General features: G+C 71.5%; 17 protein-coding genes. 8 read left to right on the top strand and 9 right to left on the bottom strand.

All coding sequences use genetic code 11. From position 1 onward, the window contains the following. Positions 1–375: 375 nt before the first annotated feature. The 3 genes from ACFYY1_RS09005 to ACFYY1_RS08995 form a co-directional block, all read right to left on the bottom strand. Positions 376–2787, bottom strand: a complete 2412-nt coding sequence (locus tag ACFYY1_RS09005; protein ID WP_388582733.1) for an ABC transporter substrate-binding protein — start codon at positions 2785–2787, stop codon at positions 376–378. A gap of 270 nt (positions 2788–3057) precedes the next feature. Then, positions 3058–3612: an isochorismatase family protein gene (locus ACFYY1_RS09000; protein ID WP_388582731.1), complete on the bottom strand. Its 555-nt coding sequence runs from the start codon at positions 3610–3612 to the stop codon at positions 3058–3060. A 97-nt stretch (positions 3613–3709) separates the two neighbouring features. Continuing rightward, on the bottom strand, positions 3710–4189 hold the full coding sequence (locus tag ACFYY1_RS08995; RefSeq protein WP_388582729.1) for a MarR family winged helix-turn-helix transcriptional regulator: 480 nt from the start codon (positions 4187–4189) through the stop codon (positions 3710–3712). Positions 4190–4360: 171 nt separating this feature from the next. On the opposite strand from ACFYY1_RS08995, the gene ACFYY1_RS08990 reads away from it, so the two are divergent. Further along, on the top strand, positions 4361–5416 hold the full coding sequence (locus ACFYY1_RS08990) for a LacI family DNA-binding transcriptional regulator (protein WP_388582727.1): 1056 nt from the start codon (positions 4361–4363) through the stop codon (positions 5414–5416). Between the two features lie 36 nt (positions 5417–5452). On the opposite strand, the gene ACFYY1_RS08985 is transcribed toward ACFYY1_RS08990, so the two are convergent. Then, complete coding sequence (locus tag ACFYY1_RS08985; protein WP_388582726.1) at positions 5453–6448, bottom strand: acetylxylan esterase; 996 nt, start codon at positions 6446–6448, stop codon at positions 5453–5455. A 265-nt stretch (positions 6449–6713) separates the two neighbouring features. Between ACFYY1_RS08985 and ACFYY1_RS08980 the strand changes: the two genes are divergently transcribed. The 5 genes from ACFYY1_RS08980 (at position 6714) to ACFYY1_RS08960 (ending at position 12958) form a co-directional block, all read left to right on the top strand. Next, a complete protein-coding gene (locus ACFYY1_RS08980) occupies positions 6714–7961 on the top strand; it encodes a sugar ABC transporter substrate-binding protein (protein WP_388582724.1) in 1248 nt (415 codons plus the stop codon). 25 nt (positions 7962–7986) lie between these two features. Continuing rightward, the gene (locus ACFYY1_RS08975; RefSeq protein ID WP_388582722.1) at positions 7987–8976 is read left to right on the top strand and encodes a carbohydrate ABC transporter permease; all 990 of its coding nucleotides are present in this window, start codon (positions 7987–7989) and stop codon (positions 8974–8976) included. Next, positions 8973–9881 carry a carbohydrate ABC transporter permease gene (locus ACFYY1_RS08970; RefSeq protein WP_388582720.1) on the top strand — a complete coding sequence of 303 codons (909 nt, stop codon included), beginning with the start codon at positions 8973–8975 and terminating at the stop codon, positions 9879–9881. Before ACFYY1_RS08975 ends, ACFYY1_RS08970 begins: the two co-directional genes overlap by 4 nt. A gap of 91 nt (positions 9882–9972) precedes the next feature. Continuing rightward, positions 9973–11175 (top strand): glycoside hydrolase family 1 protein, encoded by a 1203-nt coding sequence (locus tag ACFYY1_RS08965; protein ID WP_388582719.1) that lies wholly within the window; start codon positions 9973–9975, stop codon positions 11173–11175. Positions 11176–11482: 307 nt separating this feature from the next. Continuing rightward, on the top strand, positions 11483–12958 hold the full coding sequence (locus ACFYY1_RS08960; RefSeq protein WP_388582718.1) for a glucoamylase family protein: 1476 nt from the start codon (positions 11483–11485) through the stop codon (positions 12956–12958). 135 nt (positions 12959–13093) lie between these two features. Here ACFYY1_RS08960 and ACFYY1_RS08955 read toward each other — a convergent pair whose 3' ends face one another. Further along, the gene (locus tag ACFYY1_RS08955) at positions 13094–14074 is read right to left on the bottom strand and encodes a hypothetical protein (RefSeq protein WP_388583465.1); all 981 of its coding nucleotides are present in this window, start codon (positions 14072–14074) and stop codon (positions 13094–13096) included. Positions 14075–14291: 217 nt separating this feature from the next. Between ACFYY1_RS08955 and ACFYY1_RS08950 the strand changes: the two genes are divergently transcribed. Both ACFYY1_RS08950 and ACFYY1_RS08945 read left to right on the top strand, forming a co-directional pair. After that, positions 14292–16436 carry a TPM domain-containing protein gene (locus ACFYY1_RS08950; RefSeq protein WP_388583464.1) on the top strand — a complete coding sequence of 715 codons (2145 nt, stop codon included), beginning with the start codon at positions 14292–14294 and terminating at the stop codon, positions 16434–16436. 153 nt (positions 16437–16589) lie between these two features. Then, positions 16590–17300, top strand: a complete 711-nt coding sequence (locus ACFYY1_RS08945) for a PspA/IM30 family protein (RefSeq protein ID WP_388582716.1) — start codon at positions 16590–16592, stop codon at positions 17298–17300. Positions 17301–17336: 36 nt separating this feature from the next. On the opposite strand, the gene ACFYY1_RS08940 is transcribed toward ACFYY1_RS08945, so the two are convergent. The 4 genes from ACFYY1_RS08940 to ACFYY1_RS08925 form a co-directional block, all read right to left on the bottom strand. Further along, positions 17337–19856, bottom strand: a complete 2520-nt coding sequence (locus ACFYY1_RS08940; RefSeq protein ID WP_388583462.1) for a SpoIIE family protein phosphatase — start codon at positions 19854–19856, stop codon at positions 17337–17339. 193 nt (positions 19857–20049) lie between these two features. Next, a complete protein-coding gene (locus tag ACFYY1_RS08935; protein ID WP_351260943.1) occupies positions 20050–20478 on the bottom strand; it encodes an ATP-binding protein in 429 nt (142 codons plus the stop codon). A gap of 274 nt (positions 20479–20752) precedes the next feature. Beyond that, entirely contained in the window at positions 20753–21154 is a 402-nt protein-coding gene (locus ACFYY1_RS08930) for an NUDIX domain-containing protein (RefSeq protein WP_266729934.1), read from the bottom strand. A gap of 172 nt (positions 21155–21326) precedes the next feature. Then, complete coding sequence (locus ACFYY1_RS08925) at positions 21327–21527, bottom strand: SPOR domain-containing protein (protein WP_388582714.1); 201 nt, start codon at positions 21525–21527, stop codon at positions 21327–21329. Between the last annotated feature and the right edge of the window lie 184 nt (positions 21528–21711).

Genomic DNA, 21711 nt, shown 5'->3' with positions numbered 1-21711 from the left:
GACGCACCGCGTGGGAACGCGCACGTCAGGGGACGGTCCTTGCGGGGGCGAAGGCCCGCGTCCGCCTCGCGTTCGCGTCTCCGCGGCCGGGTCTTCCGGAGGATTTCACCGGGTGGTCACGACCACGGTCCCGCGGGCGGGGACGGCGGAGGCGGAGACGACGGAGGCGGACGCGGGACCTGCGCGGCTTCGGAGGTGGGGCTCCGAAGCGGAATCTCCGAGAGGCCGGAGTAGGGGCTCCGGGGTGGGGGGTCTCAGAGGTGGGGGGATCGAGCGGCCACCCGGGTCAACGGGTAGCGACGACCTTGCCCGCCGGGCAGGCCGGCGGGCAAGGGATTTGAGCCAGTTCTGAGCTTCGTGCCCTCTTCTGACCTGCTACTTCTTCTTGTTCGCCGGGGCTCCGGCGGCCTGCGGCTTCTTGAAACCGATGTCCTGGTAGTGGGGCGCCCCGAAGCCGAAGGCGCCGACGTTCGCCAGTTTCCTGTCCGTCGCCACCAGCTGCGGGCGCTGGTAGAGCGGAATCGATCCGGCGGCGGCCCAGATCCGGGCGTCGGCCTGCTTCATCAGGTCCTGGGCGGTGTCTTCGTCCAGCTCCGAGAGCGCCCGGTCGAAGAGCTGGTCGATGTGGTCGGTGCCGACCCGGGTGTAGTTCTGCTCGACCAGCAGCGAGCCGTCGGTGGCGGGCACCGGCTTGGCGAAGATCGGGCGGTCGTCGGTGGCCGGGTAGGCGGTCGCGGGCCAGGAGTACAGGGCCAGGTCGTACGCGCCGGAGGCGACGTGGTCCTTGAAGTAGTTCTCGTCGGGAACCTTGGTGATCTCCGTACGGATACCGACGGCTTCGAGCATCGCCGAGATCTTGTCCCCGACGCTGCGCAGCGGCTCCGACCCGGGACCGGACGGCAGGACGAAGCGCAGCGTGAGCGGCTTGCCGTCCTTGCCGAGCGGGCCGCGGCGCCCGTCGGGCACCTGGGCGGGGGCCGCGGTGCCCGCGGGGGCGTACGCGCCGGCGGCGCCGCCCGGCCGCTTGTCCTGGGCGGCGACCCTGGAGGGGACGTCCTCGGAGGTGCCGGACCCGGAGAGGTAGCCGGCCTGGCGCAGCAGCGCGGAGCTGTGGAACGCGGCGGTGGGAGCGGGCGCGAGTACGTGGGTGGCGGCGCCCGCCGGGCCGCTGTCGCCGGGCTTGTTGTCGTCGCCGACGATGTAGAGGCCGTCGTCGGCACCGGGCTCGCGCTCGCCGGCGCCGTCGCCGGTCTTGCCGTCCGCGGCGCCCGCCTTCGTCCCCTTCTTCTCCGCTTCCTTCCTTTCTGCGTCCTTCTTCTCTGCGTCCTTCTTCTCCGCGTCCTTCTTCCCGGCCTCCTTCTTCCCCGCCTCGCTGCCCGCCTTGGTGCCGTCCGACTTCTTGACCGCGCCCTCCGGCGTCCAGCCCGCGTCGGCCAGCAGCGCCTGTGCCTCCTCGGTGTCGTGGCCGCCGAGTGCGCCGCTGCTGTCCTTGTACGCCGGCTGCCCGGCCAGCGCCAGGTGGCTGCCGAGCGGCTGCGCGGGCAGGCCGAGCGGCCCCAGCACGGTGTCGACGAGCTCCTGGCGGTTCAGCGCGCGGGCCACCGCCCGCCGCACCCGGTCGTCGGCGAGCGGCCCGGACTCACCGTTCAGCGCGAGCTGGGTGTAGGCGGGCTCCAGCGACTTGCGCACCGCATAGGCGCGCAGCCCGGACTGCTCGGTGGCGTACGCCTCGGCGGCGGCCCGGTTCTTCTCCCTGGCGGCCAGTGCGGCGGCCGCCGCCTTGGCGTCCGAGCCGTGCACGACGGCCCAGGAGCGCAGGGCCGCGGCCGGGCCCTCCTGGACGCCGGGCCCCTGGGCGCCGGGCCCCTGGGCGAGTGGCTTCCCGTCGGCCCCCTTGCCACCGGCCGCCTGCGCGATCCGGTGGGCCGCCGCCGCGTCGATGTCGGCCACGTCGACCTTGCCCGCGATCAGGGCCTCGGTCCGGTTCTGCGGGGCCACGGCCCGGAAGACCAGCGAGTCGAGCTTGGCCGGGCTCCCCCACCAGCGCGGGTTGCGGACCAGTGTGACCTCGCCGGTCTTCTTGTCCACACCGCGCAGCCGGAACGGCCCCGAGGTGGCCTTGAGGGTGGTCCGGGCCCCGTCGTTGAAGGCGTCCGGGGAGCCGGTCACCTCCTTCGGGTAGAGCGGGGAGAACAGCGAGCGCCAGTCCGCGTACGGCTTGGCGAAGGTGACCCGTACCTCCAGGTCGTCGGCGCCCCGCTCGATCTTCTCGATGCGTTCGTACCCGGCGTTGCGGGCGGTCCAGAACGCCGTGTCCTTGCCGCTCAGCGCCCGCCACTGGGCGACGAAGTCGGCGGCCCCGATCTCCCGGCCGTCGCTCCACACCGCCTGCTGATTGAGCCGGTAGAGCACCACCTGCCTGGGCTCGCTCTCGACCACCTTCGCGGACTCCAGATAGTCCGGGTTCAGCCGCGGCCTGCCCTGGGCGTCGAGCGGGAAGAGCGTCGGCAGCAGCGCGCCGGTGATCCGGGTGGTGGTGCTGTCGGCATCCGCCTGGAAGGCGTTGAGGGTGGTGGGCAGGGCGTCGACGGCCCAGTTGACCGTCCCGCCCTCGGCGACCAGGTTTCGGGCGGCGACCGCGATGTCCTGGGGGGCCGTCGTACCGCTCGCGCCGCTGTCGCCGGAACTGCAGCCGGCCAGCACGGGGAGCGTCAGCACACCGGTCGTGAGGAGCGCGAGGGAGCGGCGCTTTCGTGCCGTCCCCCGCGGGACGCCGACGTGGGACATGGCTGATACCTCCGGGGCCGGCCCGACCCACCCATCCGCGGGTGTGCCGGATTGTGCGTTTCTGGTGGCATATGCAGTTGATCACACCGATAACGTCCACCCACTGAAAGCGCCCTCGCGCGGGAGGCGGCGCAGACACGGCGTGCAGGCCCGAAACCTCACCCGTGCGGCGGAGTGCCCCGGCTGCCGCGCCGCACGGGGCCGGCCGGCCCCGGGAAACAAGAAACCGGCCGGCCCCGGGGGAATCGGGGGACCGACCGGTCGCGGTGATCAGCCGAGCAGCTCGATGATCGCCTCCGTCGTGTCCGTCTCGCCCAGGCGCGGGAAGATCCTTCCGACGCTGTTGCGGTGGGCGTCGGCGTCCAGGTCGGTGACCGCGTCCGTGGCGATCGTGACGTGGTAGCCGTGCTCGTGGGCCGCGCGGGCGGTGGATTCGACGCCGATGCTGGTCGCGATGCCGGTGAGGACGAGCTGGGTGACGCCTGCCCGGCGCAGCCGGAGGTCGAGGTCGGTGCCGTGGAAGGCGCCCCAGGTGCGCTTGGTCACCACGATGTCGCCCTCGTGCGGGCCGAGCTCGGGCACGATGTCAGCCCAGTCGGTGGGCAGCTGTCCGCCTGACGCCATGGGGGCCTCGTTGCGGCCGGGGGCACCGTCGACGACGTGGACCAGGACGACCGGGAGGCCCTTGGCCCGGAAGGCGTCGGCGAGGGCGGCGGAGTTGGCGACGACGTCGGCGGCGGGGTGGGCGGTGTCCAGGCCGAGGATGCCCTTCTGAAGATCGACGACGACCAGGGCGGTCCTCGGGTCCAGGGTGGTGGCGGTCATGGTGGCGCTCCTGGGTGGTGTGGGCGGACGGTTCGGTTCCGATGGGCACGGGTGGGGGTGCGGGGGCGGGCGTGCCGGTCGCGGCCGGCGCCGGCCGTCAGTGCCCGGTCAGCCGGCCGATCAGCTCGACGGCCTCGGCCACGGTGCGGCGCTCGACGCCGTCGAGTTCGGCCTCCATGGCCCTGGCGAGCCAGTCGTGCTTGGCGGCCCGGACCTCGGCGAGCGTCGTGGCCCCGGACTCCGTGAGCGACATCACCGACTTGCGGCCGTCCGCCGGATCGGGGGCCCGCTCGACGAGCCCCTGGCTCTCCAGCGCGCCGAGAGTCAGCCGCATGGACTGCGGACGCACGTACTCCGCGCGGGCCAGCGCGGCCGTGGTGGCCGGCCCGTCGAGGTCCAGCCTGGCGAGCACCGAACGCTGCGTCGGCGTGAGCCGATCTCCCGTGGACATACTGCGCAGCCGCCGCACCAACCGGCCGACCACGGCGGTGAGCTCTGTCGCCAGCTGCTGGGCGTCCGGCTCGGTGGACGGGGCGGCGCGACGCCCGGCGGGGGTGGTTCCAGTCGGTTCCGGCATGCCCTCAACCTAAACAATACGCAGGCAACCTTGCAAGGTTGCCTGTCATTCTTCTTGACGGTCTTGCCCGCCGCACGGCCCGCGATCTAGGGTGAATGCGCTTTCAGAAGAGGGTCGGTACATGCAACAGCAGGTGCTTCGGTACGGAACAAGAAGCGGACGGTCGGTCGAGTGAGCGCCCCCACGGTGTACGACGTCGCCGAGCGGTCGGGCGTCTCCATTGCCACGGTCTCGCGGGTCTACCGCACCCCCGATTCGGTACGCGCCCAGACCCGTGAGCGGGTCCTCGAAGCCGCCCGCCAGCTCGGTTACGTACCCAGCGGGAACGCCCGCGGCCTGGCCAGCCGGACCACCGGGGTGCTGGGCCTCTGCTTCCCCGACTACGCCGACCCGGACGCCGAGGCCGACGCGGAGGCGGACAACGACGCCGACGACGCGGTGATGCTCTACTCCGACCAGATCATCCGCGGCATGGAGCGGGCGGCGCGGCGGCACGGTTACGCGCTGCTGATCGCCGCCTCGCTGGAGGGCGGGCCGGAGAGCCTCGTCGCGAAGGTCGCGGGGCGGGTCGACGGTTTCGCCGTGCTGGCACAGACCGTGCCGACCGAGGACCTGGAAGTGATATCGCGCCGGCTTCCGGTGGTGATGATCGCCGGCCCCCGCGAGATCGACCATCTCGACCACATCGTCGTCGCGAACGCCGACGGCGAGCGCGAACTGGCCCGCCACCTGATCGAGGACCACGGGCTGCGCAGGCTCGCCTTCGTCGGCGGCGAGGCCGAGTCGCCCGACGCCGAGGCGCGGTTCCTCGGCTTCCGGCAGGCGTGCCGCGACGCCGGGCTGCCGGTGCCGGACGAGCCCGATCTGCGGGCCGAGATGATGACGCAGGCCGAGGGCGCGCGGGCGGCGGAGGCGCTGCTCGACCGGCCGGGCGAACGGCCGCAAGGGGTGCTCTTCGCCAACGACCAGATGGCGGTGGGCGCGCTGCGGGCGCTGGAGCGGCGCGGGGTGCGGGTGCCCGAGGACATCGCGGTGACCGGCTTCGACGGGATTCCGCTGAGCCGGATCGTCCGGCCGCCGCTGACGACCGTACGCCAGCCGATCCGTCAACTCGGCGAGCAGGCGGTCGAGTTGCTGGTCCAGCGACTGGGCAACAGCGGCAGCGAGCCGGTGTCGCTGATGCTCCCGGTGTCGCTGATCCGCCGCGCCAGCTGCGGCTGCGGCTGACGAAGGCCGGCCCGGACGGGCCGGCCCTCGTACCGGCTACCGGGTCCCGCCCAGCCACTCCCCGAAGAACCGCTGCCGGGCCGCCCTGAGCTCCGCAGCCTCGGCCGCCGTGCCCTCGTACTCGAAGTGCCCCGCGTCCAGCACGTGCAGCTCGTGCTCGCCGGCCAGCGCGTTGTGCACGGCGAACTGCCCCGGCGGCGGCACCGAGGGGTCGAAGAGCGCCGCGGCCACCAGCGTGGGCAGCTCCAGCCGCGTCGCGGCCGTGGCCGCGTCGAAGTACCGCAGCACCTCGGTGACCTCGGGGTGCTCCCGGTGGTGGGCCCGCACCGACTCGCCGCTGCCGGTGCACTGCAGGGTGAGCCGCAAGGGGTGGTTGCCGAAGGTCGGCACCGTCAGCTGCCCGGCCGCGAACCGGTCGTCCCAGGGCAGCGCGAGCGCGCCCAGCCCGCCGCCGAAGCTCTCCCCGAGGTAGCCGAGGCCGGAGCCGCCCTCCCCCGGCGCCAGCTCCGGCACCAGCTCGTGCAGCGCCGACGCCGCGCACCACAGGTCCGCCACGCAGTCGCCGATGACGTATGTGTCGCGCGAGGCGATGCCGTGCAGCACGTGCGCGCTGGACACGCCCGGGATCCCCGGGTGCTCACCGCGCGTCGCCATGCCCCGTACGCACGGCAGGATCGCCGCGGCCCGGGGCAGCGGCAGCGGCACGTCGGGGCCCGGCCGGTCACGGCCGCCGTAGCCGTGTCCGATCACGAATCCGTGCTCCGCGGCCCCCTCGGCCGGCAGCGCCACCCAGCCACCGATCCGCACCCCGCCCACCGAGGTGAATGTCACGCCGTGGATCCGTACCCCGTCGCGCTCCTCCTCCACAGGACCGAGCTCCGGCTCCGTGGCGACCTTGCGGGCCTCCTGGTACCGGTCGCGCCAGAAGGCGTCGAAATCGTCCGGGGCGGCGGGAGCGGGGACGCGCAGGAGGTCCTGGAGCGTCTGGCCGTGTGCCGGATCGAAGGGGAAGTCATGTGCGAACGAAGCCATGACCACGACCGTAACGGGCCCGGCCCCGGCGGCACAGTCCTTGATCACTATCCGGGCAGCCGAGCCTGCCCCGTAGCGAAATCGGTCACATCACCCCCATTTTCGCAATTGGCATACTTACCGTGCAAGTTGAACATTCAGATGTCCAGCACGTTGCACGAGTGTGACCTAGCACCCTCTTGCGGATTCCCGAATGTCTGCCGCAGAGTGATGTATGCGCTTACAGGCAGCGCATACATCAGGATTGCTCAAGGAGGAGCCCTCCATGCCCCGCACCGCCAGAAACGCCTCGATCGGTATCGCTGTCGCCGGCGCGCTCACGTTCGGCCTGACCGCTTGCGGCAGCTCCGGCGACGACGTCGCCGCGGACAAGAAGCAGACGCTCACCGTCTGGGCCATGGGGGCCGAGGGCGAGAAGCTCGCGGATGTGGCCAAGGTCTACGAGAAGGCCAACCCGAACATCACCGTCAAGGTGACCCCGGTCGGCTGGGACGTCGCCCACCAGAAGCTGGTCTCCGCGGCCGCCGCCGGCACCCTGCCGGACGTGGCGCAGATGGGCGGCAGCTACATGGGCGAGTTCGCCGAGCTCGGTGTGCTGGAGCCGGTCGACACCAAGACCTTCGACGAGAAGGACTTCTTCCAGTCCGGCTGGGAGCAGGGCGAGGTGGACGGCCAGGCGTACGGCGTGCCGTGGTACGTCGACACCCGCGTGCTCTACTACCGCACCGACCTGGCCGAGAAGGCCGGCGTCACCAAGGCTCCGAGCAACTGGAAGGAGATGCAGGACCTCGCCTCGGCCTACCAGAAGAAGGCCGGGACCAAGTGGGGCCTGTCCATCCAGCCCAGCGGCCTGGACACGGTGCAGAACTTCTACTCCTTCCTGTACTCGGCCGGCGGCGAGATCGTCAACGACAAGGGCGAGGCCGTCATCGACAGCCCCGAGGCCGTCAAGGCGCTCAAGGAGTACGGCTCGTACTTCGACAAGGGGCTCTCGAACAAGTCCGTGCAGCCCGGCTACGACGTCGTGAAGGACTTCGGCAACGGCCGCGTCCCGATGTTCTTCGGCGGCCCCTGGCACGTCACCCTGCTGAACGAGGGCCAGCCGCAGATCAAGGGCAAGTGGGCGGTGGCCAACGTGCCCGCCGACAAGACCTCCGCCTCCATGGCCGGCGGCTCCTCCCTGGTGATCTCCAAGGACAGCGAGCACAAGGCCGCTGCCACCGAGTTCATCAAGTACCTGACGGACACCAAGGGCCAGGCCGACTGGTACAAGCGCACCAAGGACCTGCCGGCCAACACCTCCGCCTGGACCTCCGGCGACCTGGCCGACGACACCAACCTCCAGGTGTTCAAGAAGCAGATGGACACCGCCAAGTCGTCCCCGTCGCTGTCCAACTGGACGGAGATCACCGACAAGGTCGACCAGGCCATCGCCAAGGTCACCCAGGGCAAGGCGTCCGCCGAGGACGCGCTCAAGACGGCCCAGTCCCAAATCGAAGGCCTTCTGAAGTAATCGAAGGCCGGACGAAGTAGGAGTCATGCGCACCATGACCGCAAAGGCCGAGCAGTCGGCCAAGGCGCAGGCCGGGCCGGGGGCCTCCGGGTCCCCGGCCTCCGGGCCCGCAGGTCGCCGGGGCGGCAAGAAGTCGATGGGCGTGCAGAACCTGGCCGGCTGGCTGTTCTCCACCCCCTTCCTCGTCCTCTTCCTCGTCTTCATGGCGTTCCCGATCCTCGCCACGCTGGCGATGAGCTTCACCGACTTCGGGCTGCGCAATGTCACGCACCCGCTGGACGCGAACTTCATCGGCTTCGAGAACTACGTCAACCTGTTCAGCGACGAGAAGTTCCTCAAGTCGCTGTTCAACACGGCGTACTTCGTGGTGGTCGGCGTACCGCTGACGATCTTCCTCGGACTGGTCGTCGCCGTACTGCTGAACAACGGCATCGACCGGGCACGGACCTTCTTCCGCGTCGGCTTCTACGCCCCGGTGGTCACCACCATCGTCGCGGTCGCCGTGGTCTGGCGGTTCGTGCTCGACCCGAGCGACGGGCTCGTCGCTGGGCTCTTCTCCGAAGTGGGCCTCACCTCGCCCGACTTCCTGGGCTCCGAGACGCTCGCCATGCCGTCGATGATCGCGATGGCGGTCTGGCGCAACCTCGGCACGGTCATGGTGCTCTTCATCGCCGGTCTGCAGGCCATCCCCACCGAGGTGCGGGAGGCGGCGCGGCTGGACGGCGCCGGTGCCTGGCAGGAGTTCAAGGGCATCACCGTGCCACTGCTGCGGCCGACGCTGCTCTACGCCACGGTGATCACGACCATCGGTTACCTCAACGTCTTCGAGGAGCCGTTCGTGATGACCCAGGGCGGTCCCTCGGACTCCACGCTCACGGTCTCGCTGAACATGTACCGCGAGGGCTTCAACTTCTTCCACATGGGCTATGCGAGCGCCATGGCGTATGTCCTCTTCGTGGTGATCATGGGCATCACGGTGCTCCAGCTCCGACTGCTGAAGGACAACACGAAATGAGCGCCACCAGTGCACCGGGCGCCGTCTCGACGGCGCCGTCGAAGCAGCCCGGCAACACGCCGCCGTCCAGGGTGAAGAAGGCCCGCAACCCCAAGCGCGTCCTCGTCTACGTCCTGCTGTCGATCGGCCTGCTGATCATGTCGGCGCCGTTCCTGTGGATGGCCCTCTCGGCCTTCAAGACACCACAGGAACTGACGGCCAGCCCGCCCGTGTGGATCCCGACCGAGTGGACCCTGGAGAACTTCCGGGACCTGCTCGACAAGCTGGATCTGCCGCTGTACTTCATGAACTCGGTGATCGTGGCGGTGCTGGTCACCGTCTCGAACCTGGTGTTCTGCTCGATGCTCGGGTACGCCCTGGCCAAGCTGAACTTCGCCGGCCGCAACAAGATCTTCGGCCTGGTTCTCGGCGCCCTGATGGTGCCCGGCAACCTGATGCTGCTGCCGCTGTTCGTGCTGATGAGCAAGCTGCATCTGATCGACTCGTACGCCGGTCTGGTGCTGCCGTTCGCCGCCGGGGCCTTCGGGGTCTTCCTGATGCGGCAGTTCATGCAGTCGATCCCGGACGAGCTGCTGGAAGCGGCCCGGATGGACGGCGCCGGTGAGTGGTACATCTTCTGGCGCATCGTGATGCCGCTGGTGAAGCCCGCACTGGCGACGCTCTCGATCTTCACGTTCCTGGGCTCCTGGAACAACTTCGTCTGGCCGCTCATCGCGACCAACGACCCCGACAAGTACACCCTGCCGGTCGCCCTGGCCACCTTCGCCACCGACCCCAACAAGGCGGGCGGCTCCAACGGCATGCTGATGGCCGGCTCCCTGCTGGTCGTCCTGCCCGTCGTGATCCTGTTCATCGCGCTCCAGCGGCACTTCACCCAGGGCATCGCCACGGCCGGCATGAAGTAGGGCCGGTCCCGGCAGCCCCACCGAAACGTACGAGGCCACGGCCCCACACCCCGTCGGCCACACCCCTTCATCACCAGAGAGACAGTTTGCGATGACGCACACCCAGGTCCCGTTCCCGGAAAACTTCCTGTGGGGCGCCTCCACGGCCGCCCACCAGATCGAGGGCAACAACACCAACAGCGACTGGTGGGTCAAGGAGCACGCCGCGGGCACCCACATCCAGGAGCCCAGCCTGGACGCCTGCGACAGCTACCACCGCTGGCACGAGGACATGGACGTGCTGGCCGGTCTGGGCTTCACCGACTACCGGTTCTCCATCGAGTGGGCGCGCATCGAGCCGGCCGAGGGCCGGTTCTCCCGGGCCGAACTCGCCCACTACCGCCGCATGGTCGAGGGCGCCATCGAGCGCGGCCTGCGCCCGATGATCACCCTGCACCACTTCACCGTGCCGCAGTGGTTCGAGGCGCGCGGCGGCTGGACCGCCGAGGGCGCGACCGAGCTCTTCGCGCGTTACGTCGCGGCCTGCGCGCCGGTGATCGCCGAGGGCGTCGGCCACGTCTGCACCATCAACGAGCCGAACATGATCGCCGTCATGGCCGGCCAGGCCAAGCGGGGCGACAACAGCTTCCCGCCGGCCGGGCTGCCGACCCCCGACGACGAGACCACCGAGGCCGTCATCGCCGCGCACCACGCGGCCGTCAAGGAGGTCCGGGCGATCAACCCGGACATCCAGGTCGGCTGGACCATCGCCAACCAGGTCTACCAGGCCCTGCCCGGCGCCGAGGAGGTCACCGCGGCCTACCGGCACCCCCGCGAGGACGTCTTCATCGAGGCCGCCCGCGGCGACGACTGGATCGGTGTGCAGTCCTACACCCGGACCAGGATCGGCACCGACGGCCCGATACCCACCGCCGAGGGCGCCGAGCGCACCCTCACGCAGTGGGAGTACTACCCGTCCGCCGTCGGCTACGCGCTGCGCCACACCGCCGAGGTCCTGGGCAACGGCATCCCGCTGATCGTCACCGAGAACGGCATTGCCACCGACGACGACAGCCGCCGCGTCGACTACTACACCGGCGCCCTGAACGAGGTCGCCTCCGCGATCCAGGACGGCCTGAACATCCAGGGCTACCTGGCCTGGAGCGCGCTCGACAACTACGAGTGGGGCTCCTACAAGCCCACCTTCGGCCTGATCGGCTGGGACCCGGAGACCTTCGAGCGGCTGCCCAAGCCGTCCGCGCTCTGGCTGGGCGAGATGGGCCGCACCCGCGCCCTGCCGCGCATCGCCGGCTGACGCCGGCCACCCGGGCCGACCCACCTCGGCCCCGAGCCGACCGATGTCGGCTCCTCCCGACCGGGAGCCACCTGACGGCTCCCGCCCGTACGGGAACCGGCGGCACCTGACGGACGCCGGTTCCCGTACAGCAGGGCCTTTCGGGCCCTGTGCCCGCGTACGGCGCCGCTCGTGTTCTGCCCTGCTCACGAGCGGCGGCGCACGCCGATGCCGTACGAGGCACGGCGCCCCGCGCCCGCAGATTCACGACCGACGAACGAAATCCGCCCACCGCCCACAGTCGGTGGCTCTTCTTCGAGGGGTTCTGATGAACCGTCGTACGTTTCTCACCGCAGCGGGAACAGGGGCCGCCGCCCTGTCGCTGGGAGCCGTGGCCGCTCCCCCGGCGGGCGCCGCCGCCCGGCCGGCGCGCGGCTCGCACGCACCGCTGCTGCTGCGCTGGTTCCGCGACACGTACCGGTCGATCGAGGCCATGACGACCGACTTCGGTCTCGCCGTCGACAAGATCGACGTCAGCGGGCCCGGCGCCCCCGTCCAGTCGCGTCAGACCTCCCCCACCAACATCGGCTGCGGCCTCTGGTCGACGGTGGCCGCCGCCGGGCTCGGGGTGATCGACGACGACACGATGCGCCGACGGCTGGAGCACACCGTGCGGGCCGTCGAGAAGCTGGAACGCCACCACGGCTTCTGGCTCAACTGGTATGACGCGCACGACGGTTCGGTCCTCACCGAGTGGCCCGGCACCGGCGACCCGGTCCGCCCGTTCCTCTCCTCCGTCGACAACGCCTGGCTGGTCACCGGACTGCGCATCGCCGCCGACGCCGCGCCCGCGCTGCGCCCCCGCGTCGCCCGCATCCTGGCCACCGCCGACTGGTCGTACTACTACACGCCGTACGACCCGGCCGACCCGGTCGCCGGCCCCGGCCAGCTGCGCGGCGGGTTCTGGCCCGACACCGAGGAGCCCACCGGGCACCACTACGGCGCGCTCAACACCGAGCCCCGGATGGCCAGTTACCTCGGCATCGCGGACGGCTCGCTGCCCGCCGACCACTACTGGCACCTGCTGCGCACGATGCTGCCCGAGCACGGCCAGGAGCAGTACCCGCAGGGCAGTTACGTCGCCATGGACGGCGTACGGGTCTGGCAGGGGCACTACACCCATCGCGGCCGGAAGATCGTGCCCACCTGGGGCGGGTCGATGTTCGAGGCCCTGATGGTGCCGCTGTTCGTGCCGGAGGCGGAGTGGTCGCCGAGGTCCTGGGGCCTCAACCACCGCCGCTACGTCCGCAGCCAGATCGAGCACGGGATGCAGGAGGCGGGGTACGGGTACTGGGGCTTCTCCCCCGCCAACATCCCCGAGGGCGGCTACCAGGAGTACGGCGTCGACGCGATCGGCATGCAGGTCGACGGCTACGCCTCCAACACCGACCGCACGTACACCAAGGACGGCGAACCGCTGCCGCCCGCCTCGGCGTTCACCAACGGCGTGGTCACCCCGCACGCCTCCTTCCTCGCGCTGCCCTACGCGCCGGACGAAGCGATCGCCAACCTGCGCGCGCTCGACCGCGACTTCGGCGCCTACCACCCCGGGTACGGCTTCCGGGACTCCGTCAACGTCGGCACCGGCCGGGTCAGCGACTACCTGCTCGCGCTCGACCAGGGCATGATCGCCGCGGCGCTGGCCCAGGCGATCCGCCCCGGCCTGCTGCAACGGCCGTTCCGCACCGGCGGGTTCCAGTCGAAGGTGCGGCCGCTGCTCGCCAAGGAGCGGTTCTCCATCTGAGCCGTCCGAGCTGTCAGAGCTGTCAGAGCTGTCAGAGCTGTCCGAACCACCTGAAACGTGGCGGCGTACCGGTCCGGGGCGGAGCGCTCGGGGCCCGGCCCCGGCCCGGTACGCCGTCGCTCGGCCCGATTCCGCTCAGTTCCAGCCCGCGCGGTACGCCGTCCAGTCGCCCTCCCGCGCGGCGAAGTCGACGTAGAGCGCGACCCCGAACCGTTCGCGGCCGCGGTCGGTGCGCCCCAGGCCCAGCCGGGTGCCCCGGACCGCGGCCGCGACCGTCTCGGCCGACTCGTGGTGTCCGAGGTCGTCCTCGTGGAAGAACGGCAGCCCCATCAGCAGATCGGTGTCCTTCGGCGTGACTTCGAGGGCGAGCGCCGTCTGCTGGGCGACATAGCCGCCGAACAACCCCTCCAGGGGCATCCAGGTGTCGTACGACATGACGGCGATCTGGTCGACCCGGCGCGCGACCTGGCCGAAGAACTTCTGCGACCACCACTTCTCGCTGCCCCCGCTGCCCACGCCGAGCACCCGGTGCGCCGAGGGCAGCGGGTCGATCTGGTGGGCGGCGACCGACAGCTGTGCCTTGCGCGGCTTCGTGAGCGTGCGCAGGTCGTCCAGGAGCGAGAGGTAGTGGCGGTCGTCGGAGTGCAGCGGCTCCAGGTCGAAGTGGACGCCGTCGAACCCGGCTTCCAGGATCTGCCGGGCCGACGCGACCACGGCGATGCGTGACGCGGCCCGCTCCAGGCGCAGCCCGTTCGGCCCCTCGGTGGCCAGCACGTCGCCCAGCCAGGCCTGGACCCGGATGCCGGGCAGGGTGCGGTGCACGGCGTCGATCAGCCACCGGGCCCGGGGGTAGCGGTCGGCGGGCAGGGTGCCGTCGTGCTCCAGCGGCCCGGCGTGGACGTAGAGGTCCTTGATCCCCGTCCCCTCGATCCGGTCGGCGAACGCGGCGAGGTTGGCGTCGTCCTTGCGCCCGTCGACCCAGGCATGGCCGAGCCAGATGGCGTCCCGGCCCCGGGTGCGGGTGTCGTCGCCCGGGTCGCCGGAGTAGTTGAGCCGCAGGGCGATGCCCGCGGTGAGGACCGGCACCACGATCACCAGGACCGCCCCCAGCACCATCCTTCTGGGCCAGGTCCAGCGGAACCGGGCCGCCCGTTCGCGTATCCGCCCGGCCCCGCGTTTGATTCCCGTGAGCACGTCCGTCTCCCCCTGTGTGTCGGTGTGCCGTCGCTGCAGGAGGGCATCATGACGCACCGCCCGGACACCGATGGCGGGCCGGGTCGCCGGGTCGCGGGTGACTCAGGGTGGACATAGCCTCACAAATGTGACGCCGCCCGTGAGTCGTACCCGGATATCCATACCGGGCCGGGCCCTGCTCACCGCGCTGATGACGGTGTGCGGGCCGGCCCTCCCCGCAGTACCGGCCGTTGCCGCAGCACCGGCCCTTCCCGCAGCACCGGCCGCGCGCGCCGACGATCCCGTCACGCTGTCCCGGGACGGCCAGATCACCGACAAGGTGGGGGCGCTCGGGGACCGCAGGGACCAGGTGCGGGCCGCACTCGACCGGCTGTACGCGGACCGCCGCGTACAGCTCTTCGTCGTGTATGTACGGGACTTCTCCGGGTGGTCCGCGCAGAACTGGGCCGATGCCACGGCCGACCGCAACGGCCTCGGCCGCGACGACGTCCTGCTCGCCGTCGCCACCCACGACCGGCAGTACGCGTACACCGTCGAACAGGGCTCCCGCCTCACCGACGCCCAGCTCCAGGACGTGGCGGGCACCGCGATCGAGCCCGCGCTCAGGGAGCACGACTGGGCCGGCGCGGCGATCGGCGCGGCGGACGGGTACTCCGCCGTACTGGCCGGGAAGCCCGTGCCCACCCCGGCCATCACCCCCGGTGCCGCCGACCCCGGAACCGGTGAATCCACCGGCACCAGCACCGCGGACCTGATCCTCCCGGGGGTCGTCGTCGCCGGGGCGGCGGCGCTGGCCGGCTACGCGTACACCCGGCGCAGGCGGCGCGCCACGACCCGCACCACGCCCGGCGCGAAGGGCTGGGGCCCCGCCTCCGCCGCACCGGACGGGTCGCCGCAGCCGCTGCCGGAGCTGGACGCCCGCGCGAAGGAGGCGCTGGTGGACACCGACGACGCGGTCCGCACCAGCGAGGAGGAACTGGGGTTCGCCACCGCCCAGTTCGGCGAGGAGGCGGCAGCCCCGTTCACCGAGGCCGTCGACCATGCCAAGGGCGAGCTGACGGCGGCGTTCCGGCTGCGTCAGCAACTGGACGACGCCGTTCCAGAGGACGAGGCGGCCAGGCGCCGGATGCTGGACGAGATCATCGGCCGCTGCGCGGACGCGGGCGCCCGGCTGGACGCCGTGTCCGCGGACTTCGACCGGCTGCGCGCCCTGGAACGCGACGCCCCGCAGGCCCTGGCCACGGCCGAGGCCGCGTTCCGGGCACTCGCCGGCCGGGTCGCGGCGGCCGAGGCCACCTTGAACACGATGCGCGAGGAGTACCCGGAGCCGGCCTTCGCCGCCGTCGCCGGCGACATCGAGCAGGCCAAGGACCGGCTCGTCTTCGCCACGTCGAGCCTCAACCGGGGCCGGCAGTCGGTGGACAGCACCAACAACTCCGCGGCGGCGGTGTACATCCGGGCCACCGAGGGCGCCGTCGACCAGGCGACCACCCTCGTCGACGCGGTGGAGCGGCGGAGCCGGGAGCTCGCGGAGGCGGCGGGGCGGCTGCCCGCCGCCCTCACCGAGACGGAGACCGATCTCGCCGAGGCGGGCGGACTGCTCGAAGGCGCCGGGGACGGTGCGCCGATGGCCGGTCTGCGGGGCCGGATCGCCCGCGCGAAGTCGGTGCTCGGCGATGTGCGGGCCCAGATGCTGGCCGGGCCGTACGACCCGATCGACGCGCTGCGCAGGGTGGAGGAGGCGGACGCGGCGCTCGACGCGGCGCTGGCCGGGGTCCGCGAACGGGATCAGGGCGACCGGCGGGCCCTCGCCCTGCTGGACGGGGCGGTGCTCACGGCGCGTTCGGCGATCGCGGCGGCGGCCGACTTCATCACCACGAACCGGGGAGCGGTGGGCAGCCAGGCCCGGACCCGGCTGGCGGAGGCCCAGCGGCGTCTCGACCGGTCGCGGGAGCTGGCCGGGTCGAAGGATCCGCAGGGGGCGCTGACCGAGGCGCAGCAGGCGGATGCGCTGGCCGGGCAGGCCCGGAGCCTGGCCGAACAGGACGTGCGGGCGTACGGGAACCGGACCGGTCCGGGCGGTGCGCGGGGGACGGGCGGCGGGGTCGGCGGCGCGGTGCTCGGCGGCATCATCCTCGGCGGCCTCCTGGGCGGCGGGGGCGGGCGCGGCGGCGGCGTCCACGGCGGAGGGTTCGGCGGCGGGGGGCACGGCGGGGCCGCCGGGCCGGGCAGCTTCGGCGGCGGGGGGACACGGGGCCGGCGCGGTGGCGGCGGCCGGTTCTGAGCAGGCCACGGGGCCCGCCGCGGGGCCCGCTCCAGGACCTCGTCCGAGGTCTTCATCCGCAGTTCCGCTTCCCCGCACAGGGCTCCCCGGTCGTCTCCGGGGCCCCGGAGAGACCCACGCGCACAAGGACACAAGGGCACAAGGAGAGAGCTCATGACCAAGCAGACCATTCTCGGCCGCGTCACCCAGCTGGCGAAGGCCAACATCAACGCGTTGCTCGATCAGGCGGAGGACCCGCAGAAGATGCTGGACCAGCTGATCCGCGAGTACACGGCCAACATCTCGGAGGCCGAGCAGGCGGTCGCCACGACCATCGGCAATCTGCGGCTGCTGGAACAGGACCACCAGGAGGATGTGGACGCGGCGAAGGAGTGGGGCGGCAAGGCGCTCGCCGCGAGCCGCAAGGCCGACGAACTGCGGGCGGCCGGGTCCGGGGCGGAGGCGGACAAGTTCGACAACCTGGCCAAGGTGGCGCTCGGCCGGCAGCTCCGGTCGGAGAAGGAGGCGCGGACGGCGGAGCCGGTCATCGCCACGCAGACCGAGGTGGTGGACAGGCTGAAGTCGGGCCTGGACCAGATGAGGACCAAGCTGTCGGAGCTGAAGGCCAAGCGGGACGAGTTGGTGGCCCGTGCCAAGTCCGCAGAGGCGCAGAACCGGATGATGGACTCCGTCAAGAGCATCGATGTGCTCGACCCGACCAGTGAGCTGAGCCGGTTCGAGGACAAGGTGCGGCGCGAGGAGGCGAAGGCGCTGGGCAAGCAGGAGCTGGCCGCCTCGTCCCTGGATGCCCAGTTCGAGCAGCTGGACAGCCTGGGCGACAGCGCCGAGATCGATGCCCGGCTGGCCGCGCTGAAGGCCGCCTGACCCTGTCGGCCTGAGCCGGCCCGCCCGGCGGCCGGCTCAGTACATGCTCAGCAGCTGCTCCACGGAGAGCTCGGCGGCCGGCGCCCCGTCGGGCAGGGCCAGCTCGAACCAGACGGTCTTGCCGCGCGGGGTCCGCCTGGACCCCCAGGCCACGCTCAGCAGCCCGACCAGCTGGAGCCCGCGCCCGCCTTCGTCGGTGTCGCGGGCCCGCCGCCGCCGGGGCTGGACGAGTCCGGCGTCCCACACCTCGCAGACAAGGGTACGGTCGCGCAGCAGTCTGAGCCTTGTCTCGCCCTCCCCGTACCGCAGGGCGTTGGTGACCAGCTCGCTGACCAGTAGTTCGGTGGTGTCCACCAGCTCGTCCAGGCCCCAGTCGAGCAGCCGGCCGCGGGCCAGTTCGCGGGCCCGGCCGACGGAGCGGGGTTCGCGGGGCAGCCGCCAGTCGCCGACCGCGTCGTCCGGCAGCCCTTGGATACGGGCCACCAGCAGGGCGATGTCGTCCTCGCCGTGCCCGGTGTCCAGGGTGCTCAGCACGTGGTCGCAGACGTCCTCGATCGGCCGTTCCGGCTCGACGAGCGCGGTGCGCAGGGCTTCGAGGCCCTCGTCGAGCGGCTGGTCGCGGGACTCGACGAGCCCGTCCGTGTAGAGGGCGAGCAGCGAGCCCTCCTTCAGTTCGACCTCGACCTCCTCGAAGGGTTCGCCGCCGACGCCGAGCGGCATGCCGGGCGGCACGTCGAGCAGCAGGGCGGCCTCGCCGGGTTCGACGACGGCGGGCGGGAGGTGGCCCGCGTTGGCGAAGGTGCAGCGCCGGGTGACCGGGTCGTAGACCGCGTACACGCAGGTCGCCAGGTAGACCTCGGAGAGGTCCGCCTCCCGGGACTTGTGGGAGGCCCGCGAGGGCCACTGGGAGCCGCCGCCCCCGCCGCCGGGGGTGCCGAGTCCGCGGGCGACCTCGTCGAGAGCGGAGAGCACCTCGGCGGGTTCCAGGTCCAGCAGGGCCAGGGTCCGTACGGCGGTGCGCAGTTCGCCCATGGCGACGGCGGCCCGCAGTCCGCGGCCCATGACGTCGCCGACGACGAGGGCGGTGCGGTGGCCGGGGAGCTCGATCACGTCGAACCAGTCGCCGCCGACCTCGGTGGCCGTGTTGCCGGGCAGGTAGCGGCAGGCGATGTCGAGGCCGGCGGCGACCGGGTCGCCGGGCGGCAGGAGGCTGCGCTGGAGGATCAGGGCGCGTTCGTGCTCGCGCCGGTAGAGGCGGGCGTTGTCGATGCAGACCGCGGCGCGGGCGGCGAGTTCGGTGGCCAGGCCCCGGTCCCGCTCGCCGAAGGGCTCGCTGCCCTTGGTGCGGGAGAACTGCACGAGACCGACCACCGTGTCGTGGGCGACCATCGGCACGGCGAGCGTGGACTGGACGAAGCCCCGGTCGTCGCCGGGCACGTCCTCGACATGGCCGGTGCGCAGGGCGATGGCGCACGGCGAGTTGAACGAGAAGCGGTGCACGGAGCCGAGTTCGGGCGAGCCGGTCTCCGCGGCGGTGTCGGGCAGGACGTCCGCCACCGCGCTGGCCTGGGCGACGCGGCGCAGTTCGGCGGAGCCGCCGACGGATTCCTGGCGGAGCGAATCCCAGCTGCCGGGCGGTGCGTCGTCGCCGGTGAGCAGCCCCTGGTAGAGGTCGACGGAGGCGAGGTCGCAGAAGCCGGGGACGGCGACGTCGAGGAGTTCGCGGGCGGTGGTCTCCAGGTCGAGGGAGTTGCCGATCCGGGCGCTGGCTTCGTTGAGCAGGGCGAGGTTGCGGCGGGCGCTGGCGGCCTCGCGGGCGGCGATGTGCCTGCGGGTGACGTCGGTGGCCAGTCCGGCGACGCCGATGGGGCGGCCGGATCCGCTGTGCACGCGGTAGAGGTTCATCGACCAGTGGCGGTTGCCGGCGCCGGGGGCGGTGCCGACGATCTGGAGATCGGTGACGGACGCTCCGGTCTCCAGTACGCGCTGGATGGTGACGGTGAGCCGGTCGGCCTCGGTGCCGGAGAGATAGTCGTCGACCGTGCGGCCGCGGTGGTCCTCGGCCCGGCCGCCGAAGACGGTGGCGAAGCGCTGGTTGGCGCGGATCACCGAGAGGTCCGTACCGAACAGCACGAAGCCGAAGGGTGACTGACCGAATATCGCCTGGGAGGCGGCAAGGTCCGTCTCGATGTGGCGCAGTGCCCGGACGTCCACGACGATGCAGAGCGCGGCCCGTTCCCCGCTCTCCGTCTCGCTCGGCATCACATAGATCTCGGCGAGCCCGTGCACGGCCTCCTCGCCCGGCATCCGGAAGGGGACCAGGCCCGTCCACTCCCGGCCGTCGAGGATCTCACCGACCCTGCGGCGGCCGTCCGGGCGCAGTTCGGCGGGCATGAATGCCTCGACCGGATCCATGCCGACCGCCCTGTCCGCGGCAATGCCGAAGAGGCCGGCGGCCCGGCGGCTCCACTGCTCGATCAGGCCATCGGGGCCGATCGAGAAGGAGGCGACCCTGATGTAGTCGTAGATCGAGCCAGGCGGGCTGCTCTGCCACACGATGCCGCCCGCTGTCCCAGGTATTTCGCTCACGCGACCGTCCCCTCCAGCTCACACACCGGACCGGTCATGCCCGCAGTATTCAGCACTCCGGCCCCAACCGACACGGCGTTCACGATCACAGCACGGTCTCAGTCCCTTTCAGCCAGGTTCTGGCCGACCTCTGGTGATCGCTGTCCGTCCCACCCCACTCCTAACCAGGCAGGGCCAGCTCGAACCACACGGTCTTGCCGGTCTTTCCCCGCCGGGTCCCCCAGCGGCGGGCGGAACACGCCACCAGCTGCAGTCCCCGGCCCCCTTCGTCCTCCGGTCCCGCCATACGTTCGGTGGGCGGATCCGGAAGCGGATCGGAGACTTCCACGAGCAGTCCCGGATGGGCGGAGGGGGCGTCACCGTTGGGATGAGGGCGTACCAGGCGGACGCCGATGGGCCCCGATGTATAGCGCATCGAGTTGGTGACCAACTCGCTGACCAGCAGAACTGTCAGATCCCCGACGGCGGCATCGAGCCCCCAGGCGGTCAACGCCCCATGGACCGCGTGCCGTGCGGATCGCACGGCGCCCGGCTCAGCCGGAAAGGTCCACTCGGCACAGTCGCCTTCACTGTCGATCACGCCGATCACTTCCCAAGACCAGCAGCGGAGAACGCCCTGTTTGCAAGGACTATTCAGCACATACCCGATATTTGGGGTGAACTATCGCCGGGGCCGACACGTGGGGCGTACGGGTGTACGGCCGTGCGCACGAACAGATGTACCCGGGAAGAAGGGGCGCACGAGGCGGCGGGCACGCGCTGCCGCCTTGGCGTCTGCCTCGGTCGACCGCCTCCGGCGCCCCCGCACACCGGCGCCGGGAGCCCGGCCGCACGGGTCAACTCCGCTGGCGCCCGCGCCCTGTTCAGGCCAGCGCGCCCGAGGCCTTGAGGTCGTCGAAGAGCAGTTGGTCGACCGGCGGGACGAGCGGCCGGTCGGCGTAGGAGAACCAGGCCATCTCCTCGATCTCACTGCTGACGGTCAGCGTGCCCTGATACTCGCCGGCGTAACAGCTCATGCGCACGACCACACCGTCGGGATGACCGTGCGCCTGCGCCTCGTACGTGCCCATGTGGGACACGGTCGCGGGCAGGATGGCCACGGCGAGCTCCTCCTCGACCTCGCGCAGCAGGGTCTGCAGGTCGGTCTCCTGACCCTCCCGCTTGCCGCCGGGGATGTAGAAGACGTCCTTCCCCCGTGGTCGGGCGCAGAGAATCCTGCCGTTCTCCACCCGCACCCATGCCACCGTGTCGATCAGGACCGACATCACTCCGCCTTCGCTCTCGTGCAACCCCGTCGGACAGGACCCTAAGGGCTGCCCCGCAGGCCCTGCGCGACGGGCGGGCGAACGCGGGCGCGGTCATGCGCCGGAGCACGATCGCCCACCCCGCCGCACTCCTCGCGACCCCGCGAGCCCGGCATGACCCGAAAGACAGGCCCTAGGGCCGGGCGCTCTGCTCTGCGCGCTCCACCCAGTAGAGCTGCTTGTGGCCGTGCTCATCGAGCTTGTCGGCGATCCGCTGGGCCTCGCCCTGCGTGGCGTACCTGCCGACGCGATAGCGATTGCCGTTGTCGTCCTGCCTTATCACCAGCCACGGGAGCACGGCACCGCTGTCGCTCATCGTGTCCCTCCCGAGCATTGCGCCCCTCCCTCGAACGGCGTGCACGTCAGTAAAGATCCCCAGGAAACCGCAGTACGCATATGCCCGAGCCTACGCCTGACCTTCACTCAACGGATACGTAATTACACAAAGAGATACCGTTCCGGTCAGCGAGCGGGGGGCGCACCCGGTCGAATGCGCCCCCTGAGCCACCGGCTCCGCC

The organism is Streptomyces sp. NPDC001890, assembly GCF_042891445.1.
Taxonomy (GTDB): domain Bacteria; phylum Actinomycetota; class Actinomycetes; order Streptomycetales; family Streptomycetaceae; genus Streptomyces.
The sequence above is the reverse complement of the archived record's forward strand: the minus strand, read 5'-3'. Positions and strand labels throughout refer to the sequence as shown.

Bases quoted from the DNA above. Each gene is read 5' to 3' on its own strand.
- ACFYY1_RS09005 (WP_388582733.1), bottom strand. From the start codon at position 2,787: ATGTCCCACGTCGGCGTCCCGCGGGGGACGGCACGAAAGCGCCGCTCC.
- ACFYY1_RS09000 (WP_388582731.1), bottom strand. From the start codon at position 3,612: ATGACCGCCACCACCCTGGACCCGAGGACCGCCCTGGTCGTCGTCGAT.
- ACFYY1_RS08995 (WP_388582729.1), bottom strand. From the start codon at position 4,189: ATGCCGGAACCGACTGGAACCACCCCCGCCGGGCGTCGCGCCGCCCCG.
- ACFYY1_RS08985 (WP_388582726.1), bottom strand. From the start codon at position 6,448: ATGGCTTCGTTCGCACATGACTTCCCCTTCGATCCGGCACACGGCCAG.
- ACFYY1_RS08980 (WP_388582724.1), top strand. From the start codon at position 6,714: ATGCCCCGCACCGCCAGAAACGCCTCGATCGGTATCGCTGTCGCCGGC.
- ACFYY1_RS08975 (WP_388582722.1), top strand. From the start codon at position 7,987: ATGCGCACCATGACCGCAAAGGCCGAGCAGTCGGCCAAGGCGCAGGCC.
- ACFYY1_RS08970 (WP_388582720.1), top strand. From the start codon at position 8,973: ATGAGCGCCACCAGTGCACCGGGCGCCGTCTCGACGGCGCCGTCGAAG.
- ACFYY1_RS08965 (WP_388582719.1), top strand. From the start codon at position 9,973: ATGACGCACACCCAGGTCCCGTTCCCGGAAAACTTCCTGTGGGGCGCC.
- ACFYY1_RS08960 (WP_388582718.1), top strand. From the start codon at position 11,483: ATGAACCGTCGTACGTTTCTCACCGCAGCGGGAACAGGGGCCGCCGCC.
- ACFYY1_RS08955 (WP_388583465.1), bottom strand. From the start codon at position 14,074: ATGGTGCTGGGGGCGGTCCTGGTGATCGTGGTGCCGGTCCTCACCGCG.
- ACFYY1_RS08945 (WP_388582716.1), top strand. From the start codon at position 16,590: ATGACCAAGCAGACCATTCTCGGCCGCGTCACCCAGCTGGCGAAGGCC.
- ACFYY1_RS08930 (WP_266729934.1), bottom strand. From the start codon at position 21,154: ATGTCGGTCCTGATCGACACGGTGGCATGGGTGCGGGTGGAGAACGGC.
- ACFYY1_RS08925 (WP_388582714.1), bottom strand. From the start codon at position 21,527: ATGCTCGGGAGGGACACGATGAGCGACAGCGGTGCCGTGCTCCCGTGG.